This window comes from Aeromonas sp. L_1B5_3 (genome assembly GCF_963866575.1).
Classification (GTDB): domain Bacteria; phylum Pseudomonadota; class Gammaproteobacteria; order Enterobacterales; family Aeromonadaceae; genus Aeromonas; species Aeromonas jandaei.
Window position 1 is genome coordinate 1 of record NZ_CAWMDN010000134.1, and the last position, 15,273, is coordinate 15,273.

14 protein-coding genes are annotated in these 15,273 nt (G+C 62.4%); 5 read left to right on the forward strand and 9 right to left on the reverse strand.

The window, feature by feature from the left end; all coding sequences use genetic code 11:
* Positions 1-55 precede the first annotated feature (55 nt).
* The 5 genes from ilvA to ilvG form a co-directional block, all read right to left on the reverse strand.
* The gene (ilvA, locus tag AACR93_RS17605; RefSeq protein WP_043851517.1) at positions 56-1,576 is read right to left on the reverse strand and encodes a threonine ammonia-lyase, biosynthetic; all 1,521 of its coding nucleotides are present in this window, start codon (positions 1,574-1,576) and stop codon (positions 56-58) included.
* Between the two features lie 3 nt (positions 1,577-1,579).
* Entirely contained in the window at positions 1,580-3,421 is a 1,842-nt protein-coding gene (ilvD, locus tag AACR93_RS17610) for a dihydroxy-acid dehydratase (RefSeq protein ID WP_043851518.1), read from the reverse strand.
* Positions 3,422-3,565: 144 nt separating this feature from the next.
* The gene (locus AACR93_RS17615; RefSeq protein ID WP_043851519.1) at positions 3,566-4,510 is read right to left on the reverse strand and encodes a branched-chain amino acid transaminase; all 945 of its coding nucleotides are present in this window, start codon (positions 4,508-4,510) and stop codon (positions 3,566-3,568) included.
* A gap of 12 nt (positions 4,511-4,522) precedes the next feature.
* On the reverse strand, positions 4,523-4,813 hold the full coding sequence (gene ilvM / locus AACR93_RS17620) for an acetolactate synthase 2 small subunit (protein WP_042079763.1): 291 nt from the start codon (positions 4,811-4,813) through the stop codon (positions 4,523-4,525).
* Positions 4,810-6,456, reverse strand: coding sequence for an acetolactate synthase 2 catalytic subunit (ilvG, locus tag AACR93_RS17625; RefSeq protein WP_043851520.1), 1,647 nt, complete (start codon positions 6,454-6,456; stop codon positions 4,810-4,812). Before ilvG ends, ilvM begins: the two co-directional genes overlap by 4 nt.
* 384 nt (positions 6,457-6,840) lie before the next feature.
* On the opposite strand from ilvG, the gene AACR93_RS17630 reads away from it, so the two are divergent.
* From AACR93_RS17630 to AACR93_RS17640, 3 genes are all read left to right on the forward strand, one after another.
* Entirely contained in the window at positions 6,841-8,355 is a 1,515-nt protein-coding gene (locus AACR93_RS17630; protein WP_043851521.1) for a YifB family Mg chelatase-like AAA ATPase, read from the forward strand.
* 126 nt (positions 8,356-8,481) lie between these two features.
* Entirely contained in the window at positions 8,482-9,381 is a 900-nt protein-coding gene (locus AACR93_RS17635; protein ID WP_043851522.1) for an acyltransferase, read from the forward strand.
* 6 nt (positions 9,382-9,387) lie between these two features.
* The gene (locus AACR93_RS17640) at positions 9,388-10,353 is read left to right on the forward strand and encodes an acyltransferase (RefSeq protein WP_043851523.1); all 966 of its coding nucleotides are present in this window, start codon (positions 9,388-9,390) and stop codon (positions 10,351-10,353) included.
* On the opposite strand, the gene AACR93_RS17645 is transcribed toward AACR93_RS17640, so the two are convergent.
* Positions 10,278-10,781 (reverse strand): DUF523 domain-containing protein, encoded by a 504-nt coding sequence (locus tag AACR93_RS17645; RefSeq protein WP_043851524.1) that lies wholly within the window; start codon positions 10,779-10,781, stop codon positions 10,278-10,280. The two genes, AACR93_RS17640 and AACR93_RS17645, sit on opposite strands and share 76 nt — an antisense overlap.
* Positions 10,778-11,428, reverse strand: coding sequence for an NUDIX hydrolase (locus tag AACR93_RS17650; RefSeq protein ID WP_043851525.1), 651 nt, complete (start codon positions 11,426-11,428; stop codon positions 10,778-10,780). The genes AACR93_RS17645 and AACR93_RS17650 overlap by 4 nt, the downstream gene beginning before the upstream one ends.
* Before the next feature lie 74 nt (positions 11,429-11,502).
* On the opposite strand from AACR93_RS17650, the gene AACR93_RS17655 reads away from it, so the two are divergent.
* On the forward strand, positions 11,503-12,138 hold the full coding sequence (locus AACR93_RS17655) for a nicotinamidase (RefSeq protein ID WP_043851526.1): 636 nt from the start codon (positions 11,503-11,505) through the stop codon (positions 12,136-12,138).
* 1 nt (position 12,139) lies between these two features.
* A complete protein-coding gene (pncB, locus tag AACR93_RS17660; RefSeq protein ID WP_041209470.1) occupies positions 12,140-13,318 on the forward strand; it encodes a nicotinate phosphoribosyltransferase in 1,179 nt (392 codons plus the stop codon).
* Positions 13,319-13,390: 72 nt separating this feature from the next.
* Here pncB and AACR93_RS17665 read toward each other — a convergent pair whose 3' ends face one another.
* Positions 13,391-13,999 (reverse strand): thiol:disulfide interchange protein DsbA/DsbL, encoded by a 609-nt coding sequence (locus AACR93_RS17665; protein WP_043851527.1) that lies wholly within the window; start codon positions 13,997-13,999, stop codon positions 13,391-13,393.
* Between the two features lie 213 nt (positions 14,000-14,212).
* Positions 14,213-15,202: a serine/threonine protein kinase gene (locus tag AACR93_RS17670; protein ID WP_043851528.1), complete on the reverse strand. Its 990-nt coding sequence runs from the start codon at positions 15,200-15,202 to the stop codon at positions 14,213-14,215.
* Positions 15,203-15,273 lie beyond the last annotated feature (71 nt).

Here is a 15,273-nt window from a genome sequence, read left to right on the forward strand (position 1 = left end):
TTCGGAACAGCTATTTAGTGCCTCCCTCCAGATGGGTTGTTGAAGTCCCCCCTGCTCAACTAGCCAAAAATAGCCGGTAGGCGGGGTCGTCGCTCACCTCTTTCCAACCGTAGCCAATCTCGCGCAGGTAGTCGTGGAAGGCGGCCACGTCTTCGTCCGGCAGCTCGAAGGCGCAGAGCACCCGGCCGTAGTCGGCACCGTGGTTGCGGTAGTGGAACAGGCTGATGTTCCAGCGACAGCCCAGGGTCTCGAGAAAACGCATCAAAGCGCCAGGCTGCTCCGGAAACTTGAAGCTGTAGAGCCGTTCGCCGAGGGGCCGGGCCGGGCGGCCGCCAATCATGTAGCGCACGTGGTTCTTGGCCAGTTCGCTCTCGGTCATGTTGACCACCGGGTAGCCGTTGCCGCCGAGCTGATCGATGATCTGCCCGAGCTCCTCGTCACCGCCGGTGAGGCGCACCGAGACGAACAGCGACGCCTGCTCGGCATCCGCATAGCGGTAGTTGAACTCGGTCACCATACGGGGCCCGAGCTGACGGCAGAAGTCGAGGAAGGCCCCCTTGCGCTCGGGGATGGTCACCGCCAGCATGCCCTCACGCTTCTCGCCAATCTCGCAGCGCTCCGACACGTAACGCAGGCTGTGGAAGTTGACGTTGGCACCGGAGAGAATGGCCGCCATCCGCCCCCCTTTGATCTGCTCCCGCTCGCTGTAGGCCTTGAGGCCGGCCAGCGACAGGGCCCCCGACGGCTCGGCGATGGCGCGGCAGTCATCGAAGATGTCTTTGAGCGCGGCGCAGATCTGGTCGTTGGAGACGGTCACCACCTCGTCCAGATACTGGTTGCACAGGCGGAAGGTCTCCTCGCCGATGCGCTTGACCGCCACCCCGTCCGCAAACAGGGAGACCCGCTCCAGATTGACCGGCTCGCCGGCCGCCAGCGCGGCCTTGAGGCAGGCAGACCCTTCAGCCTCCACTCCGATCACCTTCACATCCGGCAGCAGCTGCTTGATATAGACCGCCACCCCGGCGGCCAACCCGCCGCCGCCCACCGGCACGAAGACGTGGGTGAGGTGGGTATCCTGCTCCAACAGCTCCTTGCCGATGGTGCCCTGCCCGGCGATCACCTCGACGTCGTCAAACGGCGGGATCAGGGTGTAGCCCTCCAGCTCGGAGAGGCGGCGACTCTCGCCATAGGCCTCGTCGAAGCTGTTGCCGAACAGCATGACGTTGCCGCCCTGACGGCGCACCGCGTCGATCTTGATGTCCGGCGTGGTCTTGGGCATCACGATGATCGCCTTGATACCGAGCTTGGCGGCCGACAGGGCGACCCCCTGCGCGTGGTTGCCGGCAGAGGCGGCGATAACGCCACGCGCCTTCTGCTCCTCATTCAGAGTGGCGATCTTGTGGTAGGCACCGCGCAGCTTGAAGGAGTGGACCGGTTGCAGATCCTCCCGCTTCAGGCTGACGTGATTGCCGAGCCGCTCGGAGAGTTTCTTCAGGGTTTGCAAGGGGGTGACCCGCGCCGCCTCATAGACGGGGGAGAGCAGCACCTTGCGTAGATAATCAGCCGCAGAGACCATGATTTATTCCCCCAACAGGGTGCGATCGCGCACCGCACCCTTGTCGGCGCTGGTGGCGAACATGGCGTAAGCGCGCAGGGCAAAGGAGACCTGACGCTCACGATCGAGCGGCTTCCAGCCACGGGCTTCGACAGCGACGCGGCGGGCAGCCAGCACGCTGTCGGCCACCTCCAGCACCATGCTGCGGGCCGGGATGTTGATACTGATGATGTCGCCATCCTCCACCAGACCGATAGTGCCGCCAGAGGCTGCTTCCGGCGAGACGTGGCCGATGGAGAGACCCGAGGTGCCGCCGGAGAAGCGGCCGTCGGTAATCAGGGCACACGCCTTGCCCAATCCCATGGATTTCAAATAGGTAGTGGGGTAGAGCATCTCCTGCATGCCCGGGCCCCCTTTCGGCCCTTCGTAGCGGATCACCACCACCTCGCCCGCTTTCACGGTACCGTCGAGGATGCCGTTCACCGCGCTCTCCTGACTCTCGAACACCCGGGCTGGACCACGGAAGGTGAGGTTCTCCTCATCCACCCCGGCAGTCTTGACGATGGCGCCATTGACAGCGAGGTTGCCAGAGAGCACCGCCAGACCGCCCTCCTGACTGTAGGCGTTGTCCAGCGAGCGGATGCACCCTTCGGCTCTGTCCAGATCCAGCTCTGGCCAGCGACAATCCTGACTGAACGCCTTGGTGGTGCGGATGCCGGCCGGGCCAGCGCGGTAGAAGTCCACCACCTCCTGACTCGGCTGACGGCTGACATCATATTCATTGAGTTGTTCGACGAGGGAACAACCCAGCACGGTACGGGTATCGCCATGCACCAGACCCGCTTTTTCCAGCTGGCCCAGAATGGCGACCACGCCGCCGGCGCGGTGCACATCTTCCATATGGTACTTCTGGGTGGAGGGCGCCACCTTGCAGAGCTGCGGCACCTTGCGCGACATGCGGTCGATATCGGCCATGGTGAAGTCGACGCCCGCCTCCTGCGCCGCCGCCAGCAGGTGCAGCACTGTATTGGTAGAGCCACCCATGGCGATGTCGAGCGCCATGGCGTTCTCGAACGCCGCCTTGGTGGCGATATTGCGCGGCAGTGCCGAGGCATCGTCCTGCTCATACCAGCGCTTGGCCAGAGTCACGATGCGCTGGCCCGCCAGCTTGAACAGCTGCTCACGATCGCTGTGGGTCGCCAGCAGCGAGCCGTTGCCCGGCTGGGAGAGGCCGAGCGCCTCAGTCAGACAGTTCATGGAGTTGGCGGTAAACATGCCGGAACAGGAGCCGCAGGTGGGGCAGGCACTGCGCTCCACCTGTTCGCTCTGGGCGTCGGAGACCTTGGGGTCGGCGCCCTGGATCATGGCGTCCACCAGATCCAGCTTGATGATCTGGTCGGAGAGCTTGGTCTTGCCCGCTTCCATCGGGCCGCCGGAGACGAAGATCACCGGGATGTTGATGCGCAGGGCCGCCATCAGCATCCCCGGGGTGATCTTGTCGCAGTTGGAGATACAGACCATGGCGTCGGCGCAGTGGGCGTTGACCATATACTCCACCGAGTCGGCAATCAGCTCGCGCGACGGCAGCGAGTAGAGCATGCCGCCATGGCCCATGGCGATGCCGTCATCTACGGCGATAGTGTTGAACTCCTTGGCAACGCCGCCGGCAGCTTCGATCTCGCGCGCCACCAGCTGACCCAGATCCTTGAGGTGGACATGGCCCGGCACGAACTGGGTGAAGGAGTTGACCACGGCGATGATGGGCTTGCCGAAATCCTGATCGGTCATTCCGGTGGCACGCCACAGGGCGCGGGCCCCGGCCATGTTACGTCCGTGGGTGGTGGTGGCGGATCTCAACTTCGGCATTGTCTCTACTCCCTGAATGCCCATATGGGCTCGATGCGTTATGCGGTGATGATACGAGTGGATCTGAATCGATCCTGGTGAAGGCTCCTCTGGGAAGCTCTCACCGGAAGCGACTCGGGGAGGCATGACGCCTCCCCTCTCTCATCAGTCGTGAACTGGCGTCAGCCAGCCCCACTTGTCTTCGGTCTTGCCATTGAACAGGCCGAAGAAGGCGTTTTGCAGCTGCTCTGTCACCGGGCCACGGCTGCCAGCGCCCACCTTCATCCGATCGACGGAGCGCACCGGGGTCACCTCGGCGGCGGTGCCGGTCATGAAGATTTCGTCTGCCACATAGAGCGCCTCACGGGGCAGTGCCTGCTCGCGCACCTCATAACCGAGATCGCGGGCCAGCGTCATGATGGTATCGCGGGTGATGCCGGGCAGGATGGCGGCAGTGGCAGGCGGGGTGAACAGTACGCCGTTCTTCACCAGGAACAGGTTCTCCCCCGCCCCTTCACTCAGGTAGCCGTTCACATCCAGCGCCAGCCCCTCGGCGAAGCCGTTGCGCTTGGCTTCGCGACTGATCAACTGGGAGGAGAGATAGTTGCCGCCCGCCTTGGCGCCGGTGGGAATGGTGTTGGGCGCGAGCCGGCTCCATGAGGTGACGCACACATCCACCCCGTTTTTCAGCCCCTCTTCCCCCAGATAGGCACCCCACGGCAGAGCCGCGACCATCAGGTCAGCCTTGGCATCCAGCGGCGGATGCAGCCCCAGCCCCACGTTGCCGACAAAGGCCAGCGGGCGCAGGTAGCCGCTCTTCAGGCCGTTCTCGCGCACCACGGTGCGGCAGGCTTCATTCACTTCGGACTCGCTGTAGGGGACGTCCATCCAGTAGATCTTGGCGGAGTCGAACAGGCGGCGAGTATGCTCCTGCAGACGGAAGATGCAGGTGCCTTTGGGGGTGTCGTAGGCGCGCACCCCCTCGAACACCGAGGAGCCGTAATGCAGGGCGTGGCTCATCACGTGCACCTGGGCATCCTGCCAGGGCACCAGTTTGCCGTTGAACCAGATGTATTGCGGGTGAGTGGCGGATTGGGAAGGCTGTGACATTGGCTTGGCTCCTTAAGCTCTGATCCGGGGTTGCTGTTCCAGTGCATCGACCCGGGAGACGTCCACCAGCTTCACCAGCTGGCTCCACAACTGCTGGATGGGACGCACCGACTCGACAGTAACCGTGATCCGCAGCTGTTGGCAATCCTGCTCCGCTCTCGTCTCCATAGTGAGGGCGCAGAGATTGAAGCCGCGGTGGCGCACCACCCGCAGTACCCGCTCCATCACTTCCGGTCTGGGCTGGGCATGGATATGCAGGGTGTGTTGTGCAAATGCGGGCTGGGCAAGGGTGTGCGGGTTCATGGGCGTTGCTCCATCATCTGGTGGTTGGCGACTCCCGGTGGAACCAGGGGCCAGACGTTTTCTTCCTCTGAAATAGCCACATGCAGCAGGTAGGCACTCTCGCTTGCCAGCAGGCGATCGAGGGCTCCGGCTATCTGCTCCTTGCATGTGATGGTCTCACCCGGAATGCCGAAAGCAGCAGCCAGGGCGACGAAATCGGGGTTGTCGGAGAGGATGGTCTCGCTGTAGCGGCCGTCGAAGAACAGCTCCTGCCACTGGCGCACCATGCCGAGGCGCTGGTTATCCAGCAGCACCATCTTCACCTTGAGCTGGGCCCGGCGGATGGTGCCGAGCTCCTGCACGTTCATCATGAAAGAGCCGTCACCGCTAACCAGCACCACTTCATCCTCCGGGCGCGACATCTTGGCCCCGATAGCGGCGGGCAGACCGAAGCCCATGGTGCCGAGACCGGCGCTGGAGAGGTGGTTGCGCGGACTGGTGAAGCGCATGTGCTGGGCCACCCACATCTGGTGCTGACCCACGTCGCAGGCCACCACGCTGCTCTCCGGCAGCCGGGCGGAGAGCTGCTTGAGCAGGGCCGGTGCATAGATGGCCTGACCCGGATGGTCGTAGCGAAACGCATACTTGCGGGCCATGGCGGCACAGTGTTCACGCCAGGGGGCAATGTCGAGAGTCATGGCGAGGCGCGGCAGCACCTGTTTGAGATCCGTGGTGATACCCACCTCGGCAGCGCGGCGCTTGCCAAACTCGGCGGCATCCACATCGAGATGGATAACCTTGGCCTCGGGAGCAAACTCCTCCAGCTTGCCGGTCACCCTATCGTCAAAACGGGCGCCCACCACCAGCAGCAGATCGCACTGCTGCACCGCGTAGTTGGCGGCCTTGGTGCCGTGCATGCCAAGCATGCCCAGATAAACGGAACTATCGGGGTCGAGCGCGCCAATCCCCTTGAGGGTGGTGACTGCAGGCATGCCGGTTGCGGCAGCAAAGTCGCGCAACTGCATCTCGGCATTGGCCATGCCCACCCCGCCGCCGACGTAGAGCACCGGGCGCTCGGCGGCAGCCAGCAGGGTGCGGGCGGCCGTCAGCTCGGCCGAATTGAGATGCTCGGGCTCCTCCACCGCAAACAGCGGGCTCTGGACAGGCACGGCGGCCAGCTGCACATCCTTGGGGAGATCGATCAGCACAGGGCCGGGGCGCCCTTCGGTGGCGATGGCGAAAGCTTCTGCCAGCACGCGCCCCAGATCGGCGGCATCGGTCACCATGAAGGAGTGCTTGGTGCAGGAGAGGGACATGCCGAGCACGTCGACCTCCTGAAACGCATCGGTGCCGATGGCGGCACAGGGCACCTGACCGCTGATGGCCACCAGCGGCACCGAATCGAGCAGCGCCTCCGCCAGACCGGTCACCAGATTGGTGGCGCCGGGGCCGGAGGTTGCGATGCAGACCCCCACCTGACCGGAGGCGCGGGCGTAACCCACCGCCGCCATGGCGGCGCCCTGCTCGTGGCGGCAGAGCTGATGGGCCAGACCACCGTCATACAGAGCATCGTAGACCGGCATGATGGCCCCGCCCGGGTAACCAAATACCTGGGTCACACCCTGTTTCTTGAGAGCCTGTACCAAAAACTGCGCGCCGTTCATGTGGAAAATCCTGTCCTTTGGTCGAAAAAAAACCCCCGAGCTGTGAGGCTCGGGGGTCGCTTGTTTCGTTCTGTCCGGTGGTGGGTCTATCCCTTGTTCCGTGCAGCTAAACGAGCCCCGAGCGGTGAGATAATAATCACCACTAGGACCACAATAATGCTGACGAAACGGGAGGCCATGTTCATAGTTACAACCGGAAATCCTGTGAAATTGGGGCGGTCTCTACCGCGAATGGCTATTAGAACTAGCACGGTGATTTTTATTGGGCAAGCCTTTTTTCTGTGACAACCCACTGATTTTGGCTATTCCTCAGCCGGAACTCTGGAATAAAAAACCAACAATAAGCAGTTAGTCAGAACATATATCAACTCAAGGACGGGATTTATGTCATTAGCTGTGGTTTATAGCCGTGCCAGCCTCGGGATCGCGGCCCCGCAAGTTACAGTGGAAGTTCACCTCTCCAACGGCCTGCCCGCCTTCAACATGGTCGGCCTGCCGGAAACCTCAGTGAAGGAGTCGCGGGATCGGGTGCGCAGCGCCCTGCTCAACGGCAATTTCGAGTTTCCGAGCAAACACATCACGGTCAATCTGGCCCCCGCTGATCTACCCAAGGAGGGGGGCCGTTTCGATCTGGCCATCGCCATTGGGATTCTCGCTGCTTCCAAACAAATACCTGCAAAATACCTGCTCGATCACGAATTTTTAGGCGAGTTGGCTCTGACCGGCGAAATTCGCCCTGTGCTCGGTGTGCTGCCCGCCGTGCTCGCCTGCCGCGATGCGGGACGCACCCTGCTGGTACCGCGGGAGAACGGCCCCGAAGCCTCCCTGATTCAGGATGCCGAGGTGCGCACCGCCCACCAGTTGCTGGCCGTCACCGCCTGGCTGGCCGGCCAGTACGAACTGCCACTGCCGGATCAACAAAGCGCGGAGAGCCTGCCCGATGTACCGGATCTGCAGGATGTGATCGGCCAGTCACAGGCCAAGCGGGCACTGGAGATAGCCGCCGCCGGCAGCCACAACCTGCTGTTCATCGGCCCGCCCGGGACCGGCAAGAGCATGCTGGCCAGCCGTCTACCCGGCATTCTGCCACCGCTGAGCGAGCAGGAGGCGCAGCAGACCGCCGCCATCCACTCCATCGGCGGCCTCACCCCGCGCGCCGGTCACTGGCACCACAGACCCTATCGCACGCCCCACCACAGCGCCTCGGCGGTGGCGCTGGTGGGCGGTGGCAGCCACCCGCGGCCCGGAGAAATTTCGTTGGCCCACAACGGGGTGCTGTTTCTGGACGAGCTCCCAGAATTTGAGCGCAAGGTGCTCGACTCCCTGCGCGAGCCGCTGGAAACCGGCCACATCACCATCAGCCGGGCCGCCCGTCAGGTGGATTTCCCCGCCCGCTTCCAGCTGGTGGGCGCCATGAACCCCAGCCCCTGCGGCCACTATGGTGACGGCCAGACCCGCTCCAGCCCGGATCAGATCTTGCGCTACCTCGGCAAGCTCTCCGGCCCCTTTCTCGACCGCTTCGACCTGACGGTGGAGGTGCCGCTGCTGCCCAAGGGGAGCCTGACCGGCAAGGCGGAGCGGGGGGAGTCGAGCCGGCAGATCCGTGATCGGGTGCTGGCGGCACGGGAGCGCATGCTGAGCCGCAACGGCAAGCTCAACAACCGGCTTGATAGCCGCGAGATAGAGGATATTTGCCGCTTATCAGCGCAAGATGCCGAATTTTTGGAGAATGCCATCCAGAAGCTGGGGCTCAGCATCCGGGCCTGGCACCGCATCCTGCGGGTGTCGCGCACCATCGCCGATCTGGCAGGACGGCAGACCATCGAGAAGGAGCACCTGATCGAGGCACTCGGTTACAGGGCCACGGACAGGCTGCTGTCGCGATTGCGCAGCAACTGACAGAAGGGAAAGGGTGAGTCCAACCCCGTAACGGCTCTGAATGGTCTCACGGGCCATCGGCTGATATTATGGCCACAGATCTGACCACTTGATGGCCCTTTATCGACAGCAAGACGGACCCGACTCATGCCCAACAAGCTGATAGAGCGACTGCGCGGCAGCCTCTCCACCCTGCTCTATTTTTTCAACACCCTCTTCTGGTTTGTTCCCATCTTCTCGCTGGGTCTGCTCAAACTTCTGCTCCCCATCAAGGGGTGGCGCACCCTCTGCAACTGGCTGCTGGATGGCTGTGCCAGCTGCTGGATAGGTTTCAACAATCTGATCCAGAAAACCATCATCAGAACCCCTTTCGATGTGGTCGGAGTGGACAAAGGGCGCCGGAATGAGTGGTATATGGTGATTGCCAACCATCAATCCTGGGTCGACATACTGGTACTGCAGCGGGTTTTTAACCAAAAAATTCCCTTCCTGAAGTTTTTCCTCAAGAAAGAGCTGATTTGGGTACCTTTTCTCGGTCTGGCATGGTGGGCGCTCGACTTCCCCTTCATGCGGCGATATTCCAGGAAATTTCTGGAAAAGCATCCCCATCTGAAGGGAAAAGACATAGAGACAACCCGTAAAGCCTGTGCCCGGTTCCGCCACATTCCAGTGAGTGTGATGAACTTCGTCGAAGGCACCCGCTTCACCAAGGGCAAACATCAGAAGCAGGGTTCGCCCTATCGTCACCTGCTCCATCCGCGCGCAGGCGGCATCGCCTTTACTCTGGCCGCCATGGGTGACCAGTTGCATCAACTGGTGGATGTCACCATCGCCTACCCGGAGGGCATTCCCAGCTACTGGGATTTCATGTGTGGCCGGGTCGGGCAAATCAAGGTTCAGATCCGCTATTTGCCGATCGACCGCAAACTGGTGGGGGATTACTTCAATGACCCCGAGTTCCAACAAGAGTTTCAGCAGTGGCTGAACGGGATCTGGCACGAGAAGGACCAGACCCTGAACCAGCTGCTGGCAACCAAGGCGCAGTAAACACTCATGTTATCCATGCTTCCCGGCCCGCTGGTGCTGCTCATCAGCGCCGGCCTGACCATTCTCTTTACCGCCTTGTGCGCCAGCCTGATCCTGCTGGTTTCGCTGGCCAAACTGCTGCTGCCGGTGCCAGCCTTTGGCCGCGCCTGCAGCCGCCTCAACAACCGCTTCATGCGCCTGTGGCTGGCCTGCAACGCGCTGGTGATCCGCCTCACCACCCGCATCGACTGGCAGGTGGAAGACAGCACCCGGCTGCGCAAGGATGGCTGGTATCTCATCATCAGCAACCACATGAGCTGGACCGACATCGTGGTGCTCGGCCACTTGTTTCGCGACCGGCTGCCGGTGCCCAAGTTCTTCATGAAGCACGAGCTGATCTACATCCCGCTGCTGGGGCTCGCCTGCTGGGGGCTTGATATGCCATTTATGCGCCGCTATTCACGGGAATTCCTGCTGCGCAACCCGCACCTGCGCGGCAAGGATATCGAGACCACCCGCAATGCCTGCGAGAAGTTTCGCCATATCCCCACTACCGTCATCAATTTCGTGGAAGGGACCCGCTTCACCGAGCAGAAACGGGATGCTGCCCGCTCCCGCTATCGCCACCTGATGCCGCCCAAAGCGGCAGGGCTGGCCTTTACGCTGGCCGCCATGGGCGAGCAGTTCGACAGCCTGATCAACGTCACCATCCGCTATCCGGACAACGCCGAGACCCCGTTCAAGGACTTCCTGATGGGACGGGTAAAACGCATTCAGGTGCGGATCGAGGAGCTGCCGGTGGATGAGGCCCTCATAGGGGATTACTTCAACGACAAGCAGTTCAAACGCGGTTTTCAGGAGTGGCTAAACCAGCGCTGGCAGGAGAAAGACGAGGTGCTGGAGGGGTGGCAGAGCGGTCAGGCGCCGCTGCCGGTGGCCGCCAAATCCGGGGATGCATCCAAAGAGAGCGCCGAGGCCAACTCGGCCAACTGATCCTCGGAGAACACTGCAATACCGTGGCGGCGCAACAGGGCGGTGGTCTTGCCCTCGCCCGCCACAGAAACACCTTCGAAGCGGCCGTTATAGATACGGCCGCTGCCACATGAGGGGCTCCCCTCTTTCAGCAAGGCGAAGCGAATACCCTGCGCCTGACAGATTTCCAGCGCCAGCTCGGCGCCACGGTCAAACTCGGCAGTCACATCCAGCCCGCTCGCCGTCACTACCCGCTCGCCCTGCCGCTCGGCAGGAGGGCGCGGGGTCGGCAGACCACCCGCCACTTCGGGGCAAAAGGCCAGAGCCCGCCCCTCGGCACCCAGCTCACTCAGCCAGTCGCTGACTATCCCCTTGCTTTGACCGTCGTAGCGCACAGGCTGACCGAGCAAACACGCGCTGACCAGCACACGAACAGGGGATGCGCTCATGCTTCCGCTCCGTGCATCACCTGATCGAACATCACGCAGCAGGGGCTTTCCAACCGGTAGAGAATGGCGGGGCGCTGCTTGCCGGTACGCTTGCGGCCGGTGTCCACCAGGATGTCAGCGCGGTGGATCCGCTTGCGAAAGGCGGCCGTATTCATGGGTGTTTGCAGGATGATCTCGAAGGCACGCTGCACCTCGGAGAGGGTGAACTCGGTACCCAGCAGTTGCAGCGGCAGGGTACTGTAGCGGCTCTTGATACGCAGTCGCTCCAGTCCCTTCGCGATGAGCTGGAGATGGTCGAAGGCGAGGCTAATGCCCGGCAGGGTAGAGACTGGATGCCAGCAACCATGGCGGGCCTCCACTTCAGGCGCCACCAGACAGAGGTAAACCAGGGTTGTGGACCAGCCACGGGGATCCCGCTCCAGATTGCCGAGGGTACAGACCTGCTCGCTGTAGCAGTCACCCAGACCCCACTCCGCCAGCAGGCGGCGCTGGGCGGCGTCCAGATCCCGGTCCAGCGTCTCGTCGATACGCAGGGCAGGCAGTTGCCAGCAGTTGGCAAAAGGGGGGCGATCGCGGGTCTCGAGCAGCAGTTCGAGCCGCTCCTCATGCAACCGCAGCACCACCATATCCAGACTCATTCTCAGCATCCCGATCGCCCTGCTCGCCTTCCATTAATGTTTGGTAGATAATATCACACGAATAGTATGTGCAGGAGCCAATCATGGGAACCGTCGCCAGTCTGGATATTGATGCGCAGAAGGGCTTTACCCCTCTCTGCCCGAACGAACTGCCCGTCGCGGGCGGGGATGATATTGTGGCGGCCCTCAACGCTCAGGCCACCCTCGCCAGCCTGCGCATCGGCAGCAAGGATGCCCACCCCGCCAATGCGGTCTGGGTGGCCAGCGAGCCTGCTACCATGCTGCAACCGCTTGATTTTCCTAACGCCGATCTCACCTGGTCGGTACACTGCGTCCCCGGCAGCAAGGGGTTCGAGCTGCTCGACGGCCTGCCCGCCCCTATCGATTACGACTTCTTCATCTGGAAGGGAGTCGAGCCGGATCTGCACCCCTATGGCACCTGTTTCCACGATCTGGCCGAGCGCCGCAGCACCGGCCTCATCGAATTCCTGCAAGCCCGTGGTGTCACCACTGTGCTGGTCGGCGGCCTGGCCACCGACTACTGCGTCAAGACCAGCGTGCTGCAACTGCGCCGCGCCGGTTTCCGGGTGATCGTCCACCTCGATGCCTGCCGTGGCATTGCGCCCGAGACGATTGCCAGCGCCCACACCCAGATGATCGAGGCTGGCGCCGAACTGGCCCAGACCCTGACCGATGTTCAACGCCTGCTGGACGCCTGATATGCCCCCTATTCTAACCAGCCTGCTCGACACCGACGCCTACAAGCTGCACATGCAGCAAGCGGTGTTTCATCGCTATCCGGATGCCGAGGTGGTGGCTGAATTCCACAGCCGCAACGAAGAGGACCTGCTGCCCATGATGGGGCAGATCGAGGAGCAACTGCGCCTCGCCGGCTCCCTGCGGCTGACCAAATCCGAGCACCACTTTCTGGCCGAGCGCCCCTTCTTCACCCCTGACTACCTCGACCATCTGCGCCGCAAGCCGCTCGACGCCTCCCTGCTGAAGGTGTTCGAACAGGATGGCCGCATCAATGTGCGGGTCGAGGGGCCGTGGCAGGACGTGATCCTGTGGGAGATCCCGGTGCTCGCCATCATCAGCGAGATGCGCAACCGCTTCCGCTACCCCCAGTTTGGCGTCAGCCACGCGCTGGAGCGGCTCGATCAGAAGCTCGACAAGCTGGAGCGAGAGCTGAGTCGCGACGAGATGAGCGAGTTCAACCTCATCGACTTCGGCACCCGCCGCCGCTTCTCACACGCGGTACAGGATGCCGTGGTGGGGCGCCTCAAGGAGCGGCTGCCGGCGTTTCGCGGCACCAGCAACTACATGTTGGCCCAGAAGTACCAGCTGCCTGCCGTCGGCACCCAGGCCCACGAGTGGTTCCAGGCTCACCAGCAGCTCGGCTTCCCGCTCGAACACAGCCAGCGCGCCGCCCTCACCAGCTGGCTGGACGAGTTCACCGACCATCTCGGCATCGCGCTGACCGACTGCATCACCATGGATGCCTTCCTGCGCGACTTCGACTTCGAGCTGGCCAGCCGCTATCAGGGCTTGCGCCACGACTCCGGCGATCCCGTGGTATGGGGCGAGAAGGCGATCAGCCACTATCAGCGCCTCGGCATCGATCCAGCCGAGAAGACCCTGGTCTTCTCCGATGGCCTCAATCTCGACAAGGCGGTCGAGCTGTTCCGCCACTTCCGCGGCCGCATCAACACCAGCTTCGGCATCGGCACCAAGCTCACCTGCGACCTGCCCGGCGTCAGCCCGATGAACATCGTGTTCAAGCTGATCGAGTGCAATGGCGGCCCGGTTGCCAAGATCTCCGACAGCCCGGGCAAGACCCTCTGCCGGGATGCGGAGTTTATCCGCAACCTCAAGCAAGCGTTCCACGTCGGGGTCTGACCTGCCAGATTGCCAGAAAACAAAAAGCCCGCCGGTTTGCACCGGCGGGCTTTTTTATCGATTCAAGAGTGATCAGTCTTTCTTGGCCAGCAGGAATTTCACCAGCTGGTTGAACTGCTCCTGAGAGGAGATGGATTCAATCTTGATCATGTACTTGCCGTTCACCAGGAAGGCCGGTACGCCACGGATGTTGTAGCTCTCCATGTTGCGATCGAACTGGGAGACCATGCCGGACACGGCAAAGCTGTCGACGGCGCCGTCAAACTCTTCGGCCGGTACACCGTTAGCAACGAAGAGCTGCTTCACGTCATCGCGGCTCATCGGCGGCTGACGCTGAACATGGATCTTGTTGAAGATGGCCGGGGTCAGCTTGGCTTCGGCGTTGAGCAGGCTGGCAACGGCGTAGGCACGCTGCATCTCCGGGCCCATTTCACGACCGAGGAAACCGACCGGGTTCTTCTTCAGGGCGACGCCCTTGGGCAGCTCGGCTTTCATCTGCTCGACGATCGGTTCAAAGGTGGCGCAGTGCGGGCAGTAGTAGGAGAAGAACTCCATCACTTCCGGCTGGGCGGTACCAGTCTGTTTAACCACATCGTAGTTGACGCCTTCCTTGAACTCGGGGGCGGCGTGAACCATGGGGATCATCAGCATGGCAGCAAGGAAAAATAGGATTTTTTTCATGATGTTTCCTGTTAAGGGATCACTGTGAGGCACGCCCGGCGAACCGAAGCAGTGCCAAGCCTATTGCGTCACCTCTGCCCAGTCAATGGCCAGAACAGGAGATTGAGTCCCTCTTGCCGCTCATCTCCTCCCCTCGCTGCCCGCCGGTGATCAGGAGCGGCGACAGCCCGCGCATAACAGCTGCTGACTCATCCCCCAGCCCCTCTAGCTGGTTCACCAGCCGGGCGTCAGGGTGAGCGGCGGAGCCTTGAGCGCCTCCAGCTGGTCGTGCAGGGTCGCTATCTGCTGGCGCCAGTAGTGATCGGTATTGAACCAGGGGAAGTGACGGGGGAAGGCCGGGTCTTCCCAGCGCCGTGCCAGCCAGGCCATGTAGTGGACGATGCGCATCGCCCGCAGCGGCTCGATGAGCGCCAGCTCGCGCGTGTCGAACTCCATGAACTCCTCGTAGCCAGCCAGCAGGGTGTCGAGCTGGATCAGCTGTTCGTTGCGCTCGCCATTCAGCATCATCCAGAGATCCTGAACGGCAGGGCCGGTGCGGCAATCATCGAGGTCGACAAACATGGGGCCATCACGCCAGAGGATGTTGCCCGGGTGGCAGTCTCCATGCAGGGAGATCTGCGCCACATCGAGGGTCATGGCGTCGCTGACATGCTTGATCAGCTCGTCCAGCACGCCGAAGAACTGCTTGGCCAGCCCGCTTGGCAACCACTCGCCAGACGCCAGCAGCTGACGCGGCTCGTGCAGCATGCTATCCACGTCGAGGCGAACCCGGTGGTGGAACGGCTTGCTGGCTCCGAGCTGATGGATGCGGCCAAGATAGCGCCCCACCCACTCCAGCTGGTCGAGGTTGTCCACCTCGAACTGGCGTCCCCCGACGCTCTGCCAGATGGCAAACGGGTAGCCCTCATGCTCCAGCAGGGTCTCGCCAGCAAAAGCGAGCGGCGCGGCGACCGGGATCTCCTCCTCACAGAGGCGGGCGGCAAACTCGTGCTCTTCGAGGATCTGGGCCCGGCTCCAGCGGCCGGGTCGGTAGAACTTCACCACATAGCGGCGACGATCCTCATCCTGAAACTGGTAGACCCGGTTTTCGTAGCTGTTGAGCTCGATAAGACCGGAGTCGAGCCGCAGACCGCTGAGATCCAGCGCATCCATGATGAGGTCGGGAGTGAGATCGGAATAGTTGAAACGCATGTCATCCACCATAAGAAAGGGGCGCCGTTGCGCCCCATTCTATCACTACTGCCCGCCATTGCCGTGCATGGCGGCAGGCCAGA